This is a genomic window from Planctomyces sp. SH-PL62, from assembly GCF_001610895.1.
In the GTDB taxonomy this organism is placed as follows: Bacteria; Planctomycetota; Planctomycetia; order Isosphaerales; family Isosphaeraceae; genus Paludisphaera.
On record NZ_CP011273.1, the window covers coordinates 1,055,765 to 1,072,079 of the forward strand.

13 protein-coding genes are annotated in these 16,315 nt (G+C 67.8%); 3 read left to right on the plus strand and 10 right to left on the minus strand.

The annotated features are described in order from the left end of the window. Nucleotides 1-83: 83 nt before the first annotated feature. A complete protein-coding gene (metG, locus tag VT85_RS04125) occupies nucleotides 84-416 on the minus strand; it encodes a methionine--tRNA ligase subunit beta (RefSeq protein WP_068410914.1) in 333 nt (110 codons plus the stop codon). 360 nt (nucleotides 417-776) lie between these two features. Here metG and VT85_RS04130 point away from each other — a divergent pair, with 360 nt between their 5' ends. Next, a complete protein-coding gene (locus tag VT85_RS04130) occupies nucleotides 777-2,339 on the plus strand; it encodes a hypothetical protein (RefSeq protein WP_156512667.1) in 1,563 nt (520 codons plus the stop codon). 19 nt (nucleotides 2,340-2,358) lie between these two features. Here the strand turns inward: VT85_RS04130 and dnaB are convergent, their stop codons facing one another. The 7 genes from dnaB to VT85_RS04165 form a co-directional block, all read right to left on the minus strand. Next, on the minus strand, nucleotides 2,359-3,795 hold the full coding sequence (dnaB, locus tag VT85_RS04135; protein ID WP_068410918.1) for a replicative DNA helicase: 1,437 nt from the start codon (nucleotides 3,793-3,795) through the stop codon (nucleotides 2,359-2,361). A gap of 311 nt (nucleotides 3,796-4,106) precedes the next feature. Then, nucleotides 4,107-4,616: a 50S ribosomal protein L9 gene (rplI, locus tag VT85_RS04140; protein ID WP_231871453.1), complete on the minus strand. Its 510-nt coding sequence runs from the start codon at nucleotides 4,614-4,616 to the stop codon at nucleotides 4,107-4,109. A 404-nt stretch (nucleotides 4,617-5,020) separates the two neighbouring features. Then, complete coding sequence (locus VT85_RS04145) at nucleotides 5,021-5,581, minus strand: single-stranded DNA-binding protein (RefSeq protein ID WP_068410932.1); 561 nt, start codon at nucleotides 5,579-5,581, stop codon at nucleotides 5,021-5,023. 153 nt (nucleotides 5,582-5,734) lie between these two features. After that, a complete protein-coding gene (rpsF, locus tag VT85_RS04150) occupies nucleotides 5,735-6,142 on the minus strand; it encodes a 30S ribosomal protein S6 (RefSeq protein ID WP_068410935.1) in 408 nt (135 codons plus the stop codon). A 42-nt stretch (nucleotides 6,143-6,184) separates the two neighbouring features. Beyond that, nucleotides 6,185-6,766, minus strand: a complete 582-nt coding sequence (pth, locus tag VT85_RS04155; RefSeq protein WP_156512668.1) for an aminoacyl-tRNA hydrolase — start codon at nucleotides 6,764-6,766, stop codon at nucleotides 6,185-6,187. Nucleotides 6,767-6,869: 103 nt separating this feature from the next. Beyond that, nucleotides 6,870-7,511: a 50S ribosomal protein L25 gene (locus VT85_RS04160; RefSeq protein ID WP_068410938.1), complete on the minus strand. Its 642-nt coding sequence runs from the start codon at nucleotides 7,509-7,511 to the stop codon at nucleotides 6,870-6,872. A 194-nt stretch (nucleotides 7,512-7,705) separates the two neighbouring features. Further along, nucleotides 7,706-8,218: a tRNA (cytidine(34)-2'-O)-methyltransferase gene (locus tag VT85_RS04165; protein WP_068410941.1), complete on the minus strand. Its 513-nt coding sequence runs from the start codon at nucleotides 8,216-8,218 to the stop codon at nucleotides 7,706-7,708. A gap of 273 nt (nucleotides 8,219-8,491) precedes the next feature. Between VT85_RS04165 and VT85_RS04170 the strand changes: the two genes are divergently transcribed. Both VT85_RS04170 and VT85_RS04175 read left to right on the plus strand, forming a co-directional pair. Beyond that, entirely contained in the window at nucleotides 8,492-9,718 is a 1,227-nt protein-coding gene (locus VT85_RS04170; protein WP_068410944.1) for a glycosyltransferase family 4 protein, read from the plus strand. Nucleotides 9,719-9,814: 96 nt separating this feature from the next. Continuing rightward, a complete protein-coding gene (locus tag VT85_RS04175) occupies nucleotides 9,815-10,903 on the plus strand; it encodes a polysaccharide pyruvyl transferase family protein (RefSeq protein ID WP_068410947.1) in 1,089 nt (362 codons plus the stop codon). A 138-nt stretch (nucleotides 10,904-11,041) separates the two neighbouring features. Here the strand turns inward: VT85_RS04175 and VT85_RS04180 are convergent, their stop codons facing one another. Continuing rightward, nucleotides 11,042-12,097, minus strand: coding sequence for a DUF1559 domain-containing protein (locus VT85_RS04180; protein ID WP_068410950.1), 1,056 nt, complete (start codon nucleotides 12,095-12,097; stop codon nucleotides 11,042-11,044). A gap of 773 nt (nucleotides 12,098-12,870) precedes the next feature. After that, on the minus strand, nucleotides 12,871-16,311 hold the full coding sequence (locus VT85_RS04185; protein ID WP_082858345.1) for an efflux RND transporter permease subunit: 3,441 nt from the start codon (nucleotides 16,309-16,311) through the stop codon (nucleotides 12,871-12,873). Nucleotides 16,312-16,315 lie beyond the last annotated feature (4 nt).

The window sequence follows — 16,315 nt, forward strand, 5'->3', positions numbered from 1 at the left end:
GTACGACCCGTGGCACCCTGCACGGAACTCCGAGCGTGGGAGGCGCCCAGAACAGGGGGGCGAACCCGCTTCGGGATGGCCTCTTACTTGATCCTGGCGCCGGGGACGCACTCGGCGTCGTCGACGGTCAGCAGGATGACCTTCTCGCCCGAGGTCGCAGCCAGGAGCATGCCGTTGGACGTCTCGCCGCGGAGCATCGCCGGCGCGAGGTTGTCGACGATCACGATGTTCTTGCCGACGAGTTGTTCCGGCGTGTAATGCTGGCGGACGCCCGCCACGATCTGCTTCGGCTCGCCGCCCACGTCCACCTGGAGGAGCAGCAGCTTGTCGGCGTTGGGATGGGGTCGAGCCTCCAGCACCCTGGCCACCCGGAGTTCGATCTTGGCGAAGTCGTCGTACGTGATGGGGTCGGCCACGGTCCTCGGTCTCTCGCAAAAGGGGGACGGTCGGGATTTCGCTCGATGCGACTCTGATTCTGACCCGAGCCGCCCGGAAAGCCAAGACGAAACGCGGGCGAAACCCCGGGGCGGAGGTGGGGAAGGCGGGCCTCGGAGTTCGAGGCGGTCGTCGTGTAAGATGGGAGCCGGTTCAACGGTCACGGAGCTTCAACACGATGTCGAGAGCGTCCGGCGGGTTTCAGCGGGTCGATTCCTGGATGCGTCGGCCACTCGGTCGGTGGGGGAGGGGGCGTTGCTGGGGCGATCCTGGCCGCGCCCTGGGTCCTGTTCTTCGACCCGGTCGCGCCGTTGGCCACGGGGCACATCGCGCGCGATCCGATGGCGGTCTATCGGGTCTACAGCGACGATTTCGCTTATGTGTCGGCCTCGCGCGACCTGGGGCGGACGATCACGAATCTGTTCATGCCGCACAACACGCACATCGTGCCGGCCTGGCGGGTCGTGACGTGGTTCCTGGTCGCCTGCGCCGGGAGCCTGGAGCGGGTGCCGGACGTGCTGGCGGTGGCGTCGTACGGCATCCTGGCGGCGACGATGATGCTGGTCGGCCGGTTCGCGGCCCGCGAGACGGGGAGCGAGGTCGTCGGAGCCGCGGCGGCCGTCGCGACCGGGACGACTTCCCTGATGCTCGCGCCGGCGACGTGGTACTCGGCCGGTCAGCCGCTCTGGGCCTCGTTCGCGGCCGTCGCGGCGCTCTGGTACGCGCAGGAGTGGCGGCGGTCGCGATCGCGGCCGGCGCTGGCGCTCTGCATGGCGTCGACCGCGTGCGCCGGCTGGTTCTGGACGATCGGCCATCTGGCGGGACCTTCGGCTGCGCTCTACCTCTGGCTCGACGGCCGACGGTCGCGGCGGGCGGCGGCCGCGCCGATCGCGGCCACGGTCCTCGCGGTCGGGCTGGCGCTGGGCCTGGGCGCGGGGAAGGTGGACAGTCGGGTCAGCTTCCACGGCCGGACGGCCGCCGAGGCCGCCCGGCCCGTCGAGGGGCTGTTTCACACCATGCAGGCGATCCCGGAGAGCCTCGTGCTGGGGAATCTCGGGCTGGCGGTCGAGACGACCGCGGGGCAGGGGGCCTTGCTCACGATCGGGCTGGTCGGCCTCTGGGCCGCGAGCCGGCTCCGTCGCGGCGGGTTCCGTACGTGCAATCCGATGGAGATCGCTGGCGCGGCGTTTTTGGTCGGGAGCTATCTGGTCGAGTGGACGGTGCGCGGGTATCTGGATTACAGGTACTTGCGAACGATCAATGTGGACATGATCGTCCCCTGGTATCACGTCGCGCCGCAGGTGGGGGCCGTGCTGTTCGCGGCCGGCTGGTGGTCGGGGCCGAGGACGGCCGAATCGTCGCGGCGGCTGTCGCGGCCCCCGGTCGGGCTGTCGCGGGCCTCGGCGATGGGCGTGCTGGCCTTTGCGGCCGTCCTGGTCGCGCTGAACCGGCCTCGCGTGGAGGACCTCTGGTTCAACAGCGCCCCCCCGCTGACGGCGACGGAACAGGCGCGGTTTCCCATCCCCGAACTCCAGAGGATGCGGACCAACGCCGTGATGATGGACGAGGCCGAGCATCAGCGTCGGCACCTTCGCCGGTTCGACCTGGCGGAGAAGACGGCGCTATCGATGGGGATCGGCCTCGACGCGGTCCGCGCCGCGATCGGCCGAGTCGACGCCCCGGAGCTTCCCGACGCCTACGACGCGGTCGATCTGCTCGATCTACCTGAGAAGGGGAAGGCCGTCGATCCGGACCAGGTCCGGCAGGCTCTCGCTCGTTACCTGTTCCTGGAACCGCCGCCGCGCCCGGCCTGGCTCGACCCGGGCGAAACCTGGCCCCCGCCGAAGCGTGGGCAAATGCCGGGGGTGTCGCCGGGCTCGACGTCGGAGAGGCCGAAGCGATGAGCGGGCGGGGCCGACGAGATCAGAAGGGTCGGCCCACGTCGATCGGCTGTTCCATGTTCGACGAGCTTTCGAACAGGGTGAGGTTCTTGACGAAGTGGAGCTTGGCGGTGTCGGTCCGCCCGGCTCGGTTCTTGGCGACGATGACCTCGGCGATGTTCGGCTGATCGTTCGGATCGTAGTAGTCGGGACGATGCAGGAGCAGGACCAGGTCGGCGTCCTGTTCGATGGCGCCCGACTCGCGAAGGTCGGCCATGCGCGGGCGGCGGTCTTCCCGGTTCTCGACGGCCCGGTTGAGCTGCGACAGGGCGATGACCGGGACGTGCAACTCTCGGGCGAGCATCTTGAGCCGTCGGCTGATCTTGGCGATCTGCTCCTGGCGGCTGTCCCGTGATTCGTCCGAGTCGATGAGCTGGATGTAGTCGATCATGATCAGGCCGAGGCCCTGGCGCATCTTCAGGCGGCGGGCCGAGGCCATGATCTGGAGCATGTTGCGCGAGGGCGTGTCGTCGATGTGGATGGGGGCGGAGGCGATCTCGCCGTACGCCTTGCCCAGCTTGCTCATCTCGCGGTAATCCATCCCCCGCCCGGTCCGCAGCTTGTTCGAATCGACCCGGGCCTGGGCGCTGAGGAGACGCTCGCCGAGTTCGAGCCGTCCCATTTCGAGGCTGACGACCAGGGTGGGGACCTGGTGCTGGATCGCCGCGCTGGCGCAGATGTTGAGGGCGAAGGCCGTCTTGCCCATCGCGGGGCGGGCCGCCACGATGATGAGCTGCTCGGGCTGGAAGCCGGTGGTGATGTCGTCGACGTCGATGAACCCGGTGCTGACGCCGGTGACGACGTGCGTCTCCTCGGTCCGCTTGGTGATCCGGTCCATCGCCTCGGACAGGACGCCTTGCAGCTCGTGGACCTGCCCCTTGATCTGATCCTCGGCGATGGCGAAGACCTTCTTCTCGGCCGTCTCCAGGAGCTGCTGCGAGGTGTAGAGGTTGGAATAGCCGTCGCGGATGATCTCGGTGGCGCTCTGGATGAGCTGGCGGCTGACCGACTTCTGGCGGACGATCTCGGCGTGATAGCGGGCGTTGGCCGCGTGCGGGACGCTGTTGGCGATCTCGGAAAGGGCGTCGTCGCCGCCGACCTGCGCGAGCTGGCCCCGGCGGTCGAGTTCGTCGGCCAGCGTAACCACGTCTATGGCCTTGCCGTCGTCGTACATCTCGCGGACGGCGCGATACACGAGCTGGTGGGCGTCGCGGTAGAAGTCGTCCGGGGTCAGGAACGCGACGATGTCGTGAAGGATGTCGTTGTCGAGCAGGATGCCGCCGAGGACGCTGCGTTCGGCGTCCAGGTTCTGAGGCGGCAGGCGGTCGGCCAGCGGCCCGGAATCGGCCTTCGCGTACGAGCCGCCGGACCCGCTGCCATCCCTGCCGACGCCGTTGCTGTAGCTTGGGGCGGACGCCATGACCTGATCCACTCCTTGGAAACCTCGACCGGCGATCCCCGAGGTCGGCGCATGGGGAGTCGCTCGAAGACATATCGCCTGAACGATTGTATCGGCGTTCTTCGCCGTCGACATCGTCGAAAAGCAGAAACCCAGAGGCGGCGGGATCGGGTCGCGAGGGGGCGCGAAGCTTTGCCGGCGCTGGTCGGGCGGTCGGGCCGGCGTGGCGAGAGGCGGCCGGGGACGTCAGGCGCGGGAGCCGTCGTGAAACGAAAAAGGGCGTCGGACGCGGAGATCGCGTCGCGACGCCCTGGGAAGCGGGAGGGAGCCGTTCAGGAGGCGGCTTCCTCGGTGTGCGTGGGGACGACCCAGAGCTTGACCTCGGTGTAGATGTCCTGGCCCAGGTGGAGCTTGATCGTGTAGAGCCCCAGGTCCTTGAGCGGGCCTTCGATCCGGACGTTCTCGGCCGTGATCGGGAAGCCTTCGCTCTTGAGCGTCTCGGCGATCTGAACGTCGTTGACCGAGCCGAAGAGGTGGCCTTCCTCGTTGGCGTTGGCCTCGATCGTCAGCGAGCGCTGGGCGATCTGCGCGGCGAGGTTCAGGAGGTCGGCGCGGCGCGCCTCCTCGAGCTCGCGGAGCCGCTCGCGGTGCTTCTCGACGACCCGCAGGTTGTGCGGGGTCGCGAACGTGGCGAAGCCCTGGGGAATCAGATAGTTGCGGGCGAAGCCGGGGCGGACCTTGACGAGGTCGCCGGGGCGTCCCAGGAAGGGGACCTCGTGGGTCAGGATGATGCTCATGTGGCCGTTCTTGGCGCGGAGCGGGTGGTTCTGGCGACGTTCCACGCCGGGACGCCGGGGCGGACCCGCCGGTGCGGCCTTCTTAGAACCGTCCCCTTTGGCCTTGCCCGAGGACTTAGGCTTCGAGGTCTTGGATTGAGTCTTCGCCATTGTCGATGTCACTTTCGATCCTGAAGGCACGCGCTGGGCTTGAGGAGCGTCGGCCGTCCTCCCCCATCCTCTCATCCGCAGAGCCGCGCCGAGCCGTAAACGAACGAACCACTGGGAAATTCGAGCGGGCCGCTCGAAGGGTCGCGCGGCGGGAGGCGGGGGCCTCCCGATCAACCGCGACGCGCAAGCAGTCGATTGAAACCGATCGGGCCGGAAACTCCAAGCGGGACGTTTGTGCGCCATCCCGATTCGGTTTCGCCGCGCGTCCGGGCCGCCGCGGCGTCCCGTCCGGCGGGTCGTCAGAACGGGATGTCGTCGTCCCCCTGGTCTGGGGCGACGGTCGAACGGCCGCCGGTGTTGGTCGGAGCGTAGCCCCCCCCTCGGGACGGCCCGTTGTCGAACCCACGGTCCGGGGCCGGCGCCGATTCCGGCCGGCCGCGTCGGGGCGGGGACGATTCGCGGGCCGGGGGAGGGCTGAATTCCTCGTCCCCGCCGTAACCGCCGCCCCCGCCGCCGCCGGCTTCACGACGGCTGTCGAGGAACTGCACGCGGTCGGCCTGGACGCGGATCTTGGAGCGTTTCTCGCCGCTGGTCTTGTCGTCCCACTGGTCCATCTTGAGCGAGCCTTCGACGAAGATCAGACTCCCCTTGCGGAGGATCTGACAGCAGGTCTCGGCCTGGCGGTCCCAGACGGTGACGTCGATGTAGAGCACCTCTTCGCGGCGCTCGCCGTCGCGTCCCTGCCAGGAGCGGTTGATGGCCATCCGCAGCTCACTCACGGCGGTCCCGTTGGGGATGCGTCGCAGTTCGGGGTCGAACGTCAGACGACCCATCAGCTGCACGCGGTTCAAGTCCGGCATGGCCCCGCTCCTTTCCCGTCCGATTCCCGAAGCGCGAAGTGACCCTGGAAGACAGGGTAAACGGTTGTTCCCTACATTGCAAGTCGTTTCGCGCGTCGATGGATGCGGTTGCGACGGGGGTGCGGGGCGGAGCGACTATCCGGTCGACGGTGCTCAGTCCTCGCGGCGGCGGCGGCGAGGGCGGTCGTCCATGTCGTCGTCGTGGCCGTTCTCGGCGTCGACGTTCGGGTTCGAGGTCATCGCCTGGTTGACCAGGTGCTCCTCGAGCTTGGGGTGGACCTTGAGGATCAGCTCCCGAAGGATCACGTCGCTGAGGTGACAGTCGGAGACGATCTCCTTCAGCTTCGAGCCGTCGGTGCGGAAGTAGGTCAGGAGGTACGTCCCCTTCTTGTGGCCGTCGATCGGGTAGGCGAGGCGACGCTCGTCCCACTGGCGGCTGGCCACGATCTCGGAGTCGTACTTGGTGAGGATGTCGTGGACCTGTTTGACGGTGTCGTCCCAGGCGGCCGCGGCCTTGGTGCTGTCGAGAAGGAACATGCCTTCGTAGGTGTGGACGGGCAAGTGACGAGTCCTCCGTTGATTCCGCGTTCGTGAAAGTCGGTGTTAGGTCGTTGATCCGTTGAAGCGATTCATGGCCTCGTGGACCCCCTGGGTCGCCCAGACGGCCACGGCTTGCGAGGCGAGGATCAGGGAGTCGTCGATCCGGGCCCGCTCCGCCCCTCGGAAGCGGCCCAGGACGTAGTCGACGGCCTGACCCTCGGCGGCTTCGCCGATGCCGATCCGAAGTCGGGGGAACTCGTGGGTGCCGAGGTGAGCGGCGACGTCGCGGAGGCCCTTCTGACCGCCGTCGGAGCCCCCCTTGCGGATCCGGAGCTTCCCGACCGGCAGGTTCAGGTCGTCGCAGACGATCATGAGGTCCGACAGGTCGAGCTTATGGAACCGGACCGCCTGGCCGACGGATCGGCCGCTCAGGTTCATGAACGTATCGGGCTTGAGCAGCAGGACCCGGCGGTAGTCGATCTCGACCTCGGCGAGCAGGCCTTCGAACTTGCGCGAGAAGGCGTTCGCCCCCGCGCCGCCGGCGGCGGCGAGGCGGTCGATCAGGTCGAAGCCGACGTTGTGCCGGGTGCCGTGGTATTTGGGACCGGGGTTTCCCAGTCCCACGACGAGTTTCAAGGTCGCCAAATCGGCGGCTCCAGGCGTCGTCGCGAGGGCTCGGGCGGCGGCGCGCGGCTCCGGCTTCGAGGGGAAGCCGGAGGGGGCGGCCGGACGAGGCCCCGCGTCGCGTTCAGTCGGCGTCCTTATCCTTGCGCTCGGGCTTGATCACCTCGGGCTGCACCGCCTCGCCCTCGGTGGACTCGACCTCCTGGGACGGCGCCACCACGTGGACCACGAGGAGTTCGGGCTCGGCCTCGACCACCACGCCCTGCGGGACCTGGAGGTCGCGGATGTGGATCCCCTCGCCAAGCTTGAGGCCCGAGACGTCGATCTTGATCGAGTCCGGGATCGAGCCGGCGGGGCACTTCACCCGCAGGGAGCGGATGACGGGCTGGAGGAGGCCCCCGTCGCCCACGCCCACGGCGTCGCCCTTGAAGTCGATTTCGACTTCGGTCTCGATCAGCTCTTCCTTGTTGACCCGGGCGAAGTCGACGTGGATGATCTCCCGCCCCAGGTGGTCCCACTGGACGTCGCGGATCAGGACCGTCTCGGTCTGGCCCCCGAGGTCGAGTTCGGCCAGGTGGGAGGCGGCGGCGATCATCGACCGGGCGTCGATCGCCGACAGGCTGATCGTGACCACGGCCTGCTTGTGCCCGTAGATCACGGCCGGGACCCGTCCGGCGGCCCGCATCCGTCGGGACGCCCTGGTGCCCGTCCCCTTGTTCTTGGCGGGGTCGCGCGTCTCGACCCGTAATTTGATTGCTTCGGACATCGTCGCTCGCCTTGACCGGACCCGCGCTGGCGAGGTCCCGTAAAACATGAAGACCGTTGGGCTTGCCTCGACGCATCCTGCGCGGCGAACCCTTGGGAGGGTCGCCACGAGCGGTCGCTCGTCGCACTTCGCCCGTCAAAATGCGGCCCTTGCGACCGCGCATCCGACCATTATGCGGACTCGCGCCAGATCCTTCAAGACGGGAGGCCGTCTCCGGCCGCCGAATTCCCCGCCCCGATCTGGCGGACCGCCTCATACAGGCCCACGGCGGCGGCGTTGGCGAGATTCAAACTTCGGGCCTCGGGCCGCATGGGGATCCGCAGGGCTCGGTTTCCGGCTTCCGCCAGGATCCGGGGGGGCAGGCCCCGGCTTTCGGGGCCGAAGACAAGACCGTCGCCGGGGCGGAACGCCGCCTCGGTGTAGTTCTGGGGTCCCTTGGTGCTGAACCACCAGAGGCGGTCGCGGCCCAGGGCTTCGGCGACCTCGTCGAGTGCGTCGACCACGCGGAGGTCCAGGTGTTCCCAGTAGTCGAGCCCCGCGCGGCGCACGTAGCGGTCGTCGAGGTGGAAGCCCAGGGGGCGCACGAGCCAGAGCGTCGCCCCGACCGCGACGCAGGTCCTCCCGATCGCCCCGGTGTTCGCGGCGATTTCCGGCTCCGCCAGCACCAGATTGAGGCGATCCGAGGAGTTCGACGCCGGCCCGCTCATCGGTCCGCTCGTCGGGAGGCGGGTTCTCGGCGGAGGCGTGGCAGGGCGGTGTCGTGGATTTTCCACCGTGGTTGCGAGTCTCGACCCGGGTTGTTAATCTCGGTCGGACTGATCGCGGGGACCGCCTTGAACTTAAGAGCGAGAGCGTCGCGGTCGTCTCGTATCCTCGGGATCCCCATGAGCCTCACCCGAGATCCCTCCACATCGGAGCCGTTGGACGCGGGCCGCGAATCTCGTCCTTTGGATTTCGACCCGGCCCTCTCGAGTACACGCATGAATCGTCGCGATGTCAGCCCTGTCAGTCAAGCCGTTTCTTCCAAGAACGACGGTGTCGTCCTGGTCCAGTACGGCAACTACGCCGAGACGGTTCGTCGCTTCTCCGAGGGGGGGGACGAGACCTACTTCGCCCAGCGCTATTCCGTGGACGTGGTGGAGCGGCTTCCGCGGACTTACGGGCCGACGACGGTGGTGACGGTGGACGCCCCGGCGGGCGAGGAGGTCCTCCCCAGCGGCGTCCGCTGCATCGGCTTGCCGGAGGTCCCCTGGAAGTCCGAGGGCGCGAAGGCGGTCATCGCCAGCCTGCGGATGCTGGCTCCGGCGGCGGCGATCATCCGCTTCCCGAGCCGGCCGATCGTCGACTGGTGTCTTCGCGAGGGGGTCCGCGTCTTCCCGCTCCTGGCCGACAGCTTCCAGAATTCCTCCCTGCGCGAACGCTTTCGATCCTGGCGGCTGGCTCGTGTCTTGAATGACTCTCGGGTCGACTTCGTGGCCAACCACCAGCTCGACTCCTGTCGCGATCTGGTCCGAATCGGGGTCTCGCCCAAGAAGATCCTCCCGTGGGATTGGCCGAAGGCGTCGCGGCCCGGCGACCAGGCCCCGAAGTCCGGCCCGGCGACCCCCGGCCTCCTCACGGTGGCCTACGCAGGCAAGGTGATCGAGGCCAAGGGGGTGGGCGACCTGATCCGGGCCGTCGCCCTCTTGAACAAGGAGGGGCTCCACGTCCGCGCGACGATCGCGGGGGGGGGCGAGATCGAGCACTTCCGGGGGCTGGCGAAGGAACTCGGGGTCGCCGACGAGGTCGAACTCGCGGGTCTGGTTCCGCATCGCGAGGCGACCGCGCTGATGCGACGGAGCGACGTCGTGGTGGTGCCGAGCCGTCACGAGTACGGCGAAGGGCTGCCGATGACCATCTTCGACGCCCTGACCTCGCGAAGCCCCTTGGTCATCTCCGACCACCCGATGCTGGTGGCCCCCCTCGAGAACGATCCGGCGGTTTCGATCTTCCCCGAGAAAGACGCTCCGGCGCTGGCACGGGCGCTTCGGAAGCTGGCCGAGGACCCCGCCCACTATCGGTCGCTCTCGGAGCAGTCGGAGGCGACCTGGCAGCGGTTGCAGATCCCCCTGATGTGGGGAGACATGGTCGAGCGCTGGCTCTCGGGAACGGCCGAGGACCTCGCCTGGTTGTCGCGGTACACGCTCGCATCTCGAAACGAATCCTGACCCGCCAGGCCGACGGGCGCGATCAATCCTGGGAGCAGCTCCCAGGGTCGATCGGTCGCGTCGTCGGCGATGCACCTCGCTAGAAGGTCCTCTTTCATGCCCTTGATCGCCTATCAGCACGCCCACGGCAACACGGATTTCCCCCACCACTTCGCCTTCTTCGGCCACATGGAGAAGCTGGGCGTCCTCGAGAAGTTCGATTTCGTCGTCGATCCGATGATGGATCTGGACTACTGCACCAAGCTCCTGAAGCGGTTCCCGCAGGTCCAGCTCACTGAGGATCGGAGCCGTCCCCGGCGTTGGCTTCGCAAGATGGCCAAGACCGTCGGTCGCGGCTACCGGCCGATTTCCTACCTCGACAAGTTCGACGCCGTCTGCGAGGCCCCCGGCGGCCGGATCAACGAGATCTACACGCATCACGACGTCTTCCGGTTCTATCCTCGGGTGAAGCGCCGGGCCATCCTGTTCCACTCGATCGAACAGGGGGCCCTCAAGACGCCCGATGTGCGGCAGTCGGTCGCCACGGCCGACCTGGTGATCGCCCGGACCAGCCGATCGGCGGAAAACGCCCGGGGGGTCGGCGCCAAGTGGGTCGTCGATTCGGCGGACATCGTGTTCCTGGAGCATCCCCAGAAATTCACCTACCGGCAGGGGATCGCCGCGGCTCTCCGGCTCCCGAACTCCGGCGTCACCGACGAGTACGTCGGCAGGCTGTGGGAGATCATCCGGGGCCTGGAGAAGAAGGAAGGGCAGCTCGACCTCGTGCGGGTCGAGGAGCCGTTCGGGAGGGCGATGATCCTTGACGGCCTGGGGAGCTACCTCAAGCCCGACACCGGCCTGTTCGGCGACGACGACTTGTACATCCCGTTCCTCCATCAGCGGGATGCGATCATCACATCCAGGCTCCACACGACGCTCCTGGCCCTGATGTACGGCAATCGCAAGATCCTCCAGTTCCACGTCGAGGGGGGAACGAAGAAGTCGGAGGAGATCTTCGCCGACATGGGCATTAGTTCGATCCCCGTGCATCAGCGCGAGGACGTGAACCTGGCGACCGTCGAGCGGTTCCTCGAAGCCGGGCCCAACCTCCCGGAGCAGGAGGCCCAGGACGCCCTTGCTCTCGCCAAAACGAAGACGCTCGCGGGCATGGACGCGTTCCTCGAATGGCTCGACACGATCAAGTGATCTCGGCCCTGCACCGCGGGGCGGGACGTCGCAACTTCGAGAAAACCGAAACGCTCGGCCGGCGGGGACAGATCCCGCCGGCCGAGCGTCTTCGTTTGATCCGGGATTGCGATCCGGTCCTGGCGCCGCGTCGGGCGATCAGTAGGCGTCGGCCGAGACGACCTCGCCGCCGGCGCGGGAGGTCAGCGCCTGGAAGACGCCGACCTTGGTGTTGGGGCCGGTGATGCTGTAGGTGGAGTTGGCCCAGGTGACGCCCGGGGGATCGCCGGTGGTCGGGTTGGGCTGCCAGGTGTCGATCGATTCCTTGAGGAACCGGACCGAGCCGTCAAGGAACGCCGCGTTGACGCCGCCCGAGTGGAAGCTGGAGAGGAAGATGGGCAGGTATTCCTCGAAGCTGCTGTTGGTGAACAGGGTTTTGACGGGAGTCTTCTGGGCGTTGATGGGCCAGAAGCTGTCGAAGGTGTTGTCGGTGTAGTAGCCGGACGACCACCAGTGATAATACTCGCGAATCCCCTGGGCGAGCATCGAGTGGCCGTGCTCGGAGAAGGCCAGCGTGTTGCTGGTGCCGTCGGTGACGCCTGCCACGGTGACGTTGGAGTGGCCGAACATCACGCCCGACATGCCGGCGACCCGGCCCGCGAAGTTGGTGTTGTTGGTGCGGATCGAGAGCGACCACATCCCCGAGTTGCAGGCGTAGCTGCTGAACTGCATCCGCCAGTTGCCCGGAATGACCGGGGCGCCGAAGTTGTCCGCGTTCATCGCCACGCCCTGAGAAACGGTCGGGTCGCTCGGGCACCAGAGGCTTGAGATCCCCTGGGCGATGACCGTCAGGTTCTCGTAGTCGGACTGGCAGAGGAGCATGTTGGCGGCGTCGTACACCCCCTTCTGCTCGATGTACGGGGCGAGCCGGAACCAGATGCTCAGGCTGTCGCGGGTAGCCCCGTCGCGGACCCGCCGGGTCGTCAGGTTGCTCGGCGGATAGCAGCCGTTGCTCGATTCGTAATTGGCGGCGCCCAACGCCAGCTGCTTCAGGTTGTTGACGCACTGGGCGCGGCGGGCGGCCTCGCGCGCCGACTGGACGGCCGGCAGCAGCAGGGCGATCAGGACGGCGATGATGGCGATGACGACGAGCAGCTCGATCAGCGTGAAGCCGCGCCGAGGTGGGCGGTTGGGCGATTGGGTGGCGCACGACATGCGAAAACTCCTGAGGACCGTTCAGATGGGAATTGGATCGGGGATCGATCGATGATGAGAGGGCCCGGCGAAGAGGCCGGTGGAGTGGTCGCGTCGAGGTCAGCGACCGAGTCCGAGAGCCTCGCGTGCGCTCACCGACTTGCCTCTAACCTTGACCGGACCCTGGACCTGGCCCCCCCTGACGACGGGGGCCGAGGGGTCGGCTTGCGGTCCTCTGGAACCCGGGGCACCGATGGTGCCGGTCTCGGAAGGCTGGCATCCGGCGATCAAAAGCGAGGCGGCCAGTGCGGTAGCCGATCGGCGGAGCGGGAATCGAGGCGGCATTTGGTACAACCTCCCACGGATGTCTCGCGCTCCACATTCGTTTGACGGGGGGACGCGAGGGGGACGGACGGATGAGTCAGGGGATGCCGTCGACGCCGCGCGGGCGGGGCCGGGCTCGGGGACTCGACGACGCCGGCCTTGCGACGAGGAATCGCGGGCGGCTGGTGATCATCGGGGACGCGCCGGACCCGGGAGAGGGGAAGTCCCGCACATTTCTTTGATCGAGGAACTTATATTTCGCAAGCCAGATCGTGGGAATCATACCATGATCGCGATCACGGCTGTCAAGTGATCCGGCGCGTGTCTGAAAAGATCGACAACCCTTTGGCGGGGCGTCGGTTTCGGGACGCTTCGTCGGCCACGGGTCGCATTCAGTTTGGAATGCGGCGGGCGACCATCCGCGGGCGGGCGGGCGGGCCGGTCGGCGTTGCGGTTCAGGTCGATTCGGGTCAAGGGGCGGCGACGAGGTCCGCGTCGGGTTCCCGATCGCCGTGCGTCGAGGCGTCGCCGTTGGACTGGGGATGGTCGACGTGGAGCCGCGACGAGGTCCGGGATTCGTCCGGGCCCTGGGGGCGGCGGTCGTCGCGGCGGTCGGCGAGGCGCTGGATGACGTAGTAGAAGACGGGCGTCAGGAAGATGCCGAAGAGGGTGACGCCGAGCATGCCGCTGAAGACGGCCACGCCCAGGGTCTGCCGCATCTCGGCACCGGCGCCGGCGGCGAGGATCAGCGGGACGACGCCGAGGATGAAGGCCATCGACGTCATGATGATCGGCCGCAGCCGGAGTTCGCAGGCTTCCAGGGTCGCCTCGTAGGCCGACGAGCCGGCCTCACGTTGCGCCTTGGCGAACTCGACGATCAGGATGGCGTTCTTGCACGCCAGGCCGACGAGCACGATGAAGCCCACCTGCGTGAAGATGTTCACGTCCATGCGCCAGAGGTTGACTCCGATGGTCGAGCAGAGCAGGCACATCGGCACGACCAGGATCACGGCGAGCGGCAGCGACCAGCTCTCGTACTGCGCGGCGAGCACCAGGAAGACCAGGACGACGGCCAGGACGAAGGCGAACATCGCGGTGTTGCCCGTCTGGCGCTGGAGCAGCGCTAGTTCGGTCCAGTCCGATCGCATCGCCTGGGGGAGTTCCTCGGCCATGATCTGCTGCATCTCGTCGAGCGCCTGTCCGGAGCTGACGCCGGGCGCCGGGTAGAGGTTGATCGCGGCGGAAGGGTAGAGGTTGTAGCGGAGGTTCATGACCGGCCCGCTGACGTCGCGAGGGCGGACGAGCGACCCCAGCGGCACCATCCCCCCTTGCTCGTTGCGGACGCGGAGGCCGGAGAGGTCGCGCAGCTCGCGGCGGAAGTCGGCCCGGCCCTGGACGTTCACCTGCCAGGTGCGGCCGAAGCGGTTGAAGTCGTTGACGTAGAGCGACCCGAGGTAGACCTGCAAGGTGTTGAACAGCTCGGAGATCGAGACTCCCATGAGCTTGGCCTTCTCGCGGTCCACGTCCAGGAACACCCAGGGGGTGTCGGCCCGGAAGCTGGTGAAGAGGCCCTGGAGGCGCGGCGAGGCCTCGCCCGCCGCGACGACCCGCCGGGCCGTCTCCTCCAACTCGCGGGACCCCAGGTCGCCGCGGTCCTCGATCACGATCTTGAAGCCGCCGGCGGTCCCCAGGCCGTCGACCGGCGGGGCGTCGAAGACGTTGACCATCCCTTCATGGATCTGCTGCTGGAGGGCGTCCTGGAGCCTCGCCGCGATCACCGGGCCCGAGAGCCCCTCCTTGGCGCGATGGTGGAAGTCGTCGAGCATGACGTACATCGCGCCGAAGTTGGGGGCGTTGGCGTTCATCAGGATCGACTGCCCGGCGATCGCCAGGGTGTGGGTGACGCCCGGCAGCTTCAGGGCCAGGGCTTCGGCCTGCCGCATGACGACCTGGGTCCGCTCCAGCGAGGACGAGTCCGGGAGCTGCACGTTGACCAGCAGGTAGCCCTTGTCCTGCGAGGGGATGAACCCGGTCGGCGTCCGCATGAACCCCCAGTAGGTCACGAACAGCAGGCCGCCGTACACCAGGAGGACCAGTGCGCTGACCCGGAGCATGCCGCCGACGAGGCGCGTGTAAGAGCCTGCGGCGGCGTCGAAGCCGTGGTTGAAGATCGCGAAGACTCCGCCCATCAGGCGGTTCACGACCGGGCCGAGGAGCCAGCCGCCGAGGCCGCCGACCGCCGCTCCGATCAGCAGGCCGAGGCGGTCATGAGTCAGCCACGTCGAATTCAGGAGGCCCGACGGCTGGGGAGTCATCCCGGCCGCGATCGGGCCCAGCCAGACGGCCCCCGCCCAGGCCCCGAGCGCCGCGATCGCCGCGAGCGGCAGCGCCTCGTAGGAACCCTTGCGGCGGGGCTTGAGGAGCATCGCCGCAAGGGCCGGGCTCAGGGTCAGGGAGTTGAACGTCGAGATCAAGGTCGAGGTCGCGATCGTCAGGGCGAACTGGCGGAAGAACTGGCCGGTGATCCCCGAGATGAACGCGCAGGGGATGAACACCGCCGTCAGCACCAGCCCCACCGCCACCACCGGCGAGGAGACCTGCTCCATCGCCAGGATCGTGGCGTCCCTTGGGGCCAGGCCTCGCTCGATGTGGTGCTCGACCGCCTCGACCACGACGATCGCGTCGTCCACCACGATCCCGATCGCCAGCACCAGCCCGAACAGCGTCAGGTTGTTCAGGCTGAACCCCAGGGCCGCCATCACGGCGAACGTCCCCACCACGGCGACCGGCACCGCGATCAGCGGGATCAGGGCCGACCGCCAGTTCTGCAGGAACAGCAGCACGACCACCGCCACGAGGATCACCGCGTCGCGAAGCGTCTTGAAAACCTCGTCGACCGACTCGGTGATGAACGGCGTGGTGTCGTAGGCGATGGCGTAGTCGACCCCCTCGGGGAAGCGGTCCTTCAGCTCCTCCATCTTCGATCGGACCGACCGCGCGACGTCCAGCGCGTTCGAGCCCGGCCGCTGGTAGACGGAGAGCGCGACGGTGGGACGGCCGTCCAGGGTGCAGGCCTGGTCATAGCCCTGCGCGCCCAGTTCGACCTCGGCGACGTCGCTGAGACGGACGACGCCCCCCCGCGGGTCGGCCTTGAGGACCATGTCGGCGAACTGCTCGCTGTCGCTGAGCCGGCCGAGGGTGGTGATGGTGAACTGGAAGGCCTGCCCGGTGTCGACGGGGGGCTGTCCCAGCTGCCCGGCGGCGACCTGGATGTTCTGCTGCTCGATCGCCTGCACCACGTCGGAGGCGCTCAGGTTGCGGAACGACATCTTCTGGGGGTCGAGCCAGACCCGCATGCTGTAGTTGCGCTGGCCGAGGTAGGTGATGTCGCCGATGCCGTCGAGCCGCGCCAGCTCGTCGCGGAGCTGGATCGTGGCGTAGTTGCTCAGGTAGAGGTTGTCCCGCGTCCCGTCCGGCGAGTACACGTTGATGATCATCAGGATGCTGGGCGACTTCTTCGTCACCGAGACGCCGCGGCGCTTGACCAGCTCCGGGAGGATCGGCTCGGCGAGCGCCTCGCGGTTCTGGACGAGGACCTGGGCCATGTTCAGGTCGACGCCCGGCTTGAACGTGACGGTCAGGGTGTAGTTGCCGTCGTTGGTGCATTGCGACGACATGTAGAGCATGTTCTCGACGCCGTTGACCTGCTGCTCGATCGGCGCGGCGACGGTGTCGGCGACGACCTGCGCGTTGGCCCCGGGGTAGTACGCCGAGACCTCGACGGTCGGCGGCGTGATGTCGGGGTACTGCGCCACCGGGAGCGTCCAGAGCGTGACGCCGCCGGCGAGCGTGATGACGATCGAGAGCACCGAGGCGAAGATCGGTCGGTCGATGAAGAATCTGGAGAACACGGCG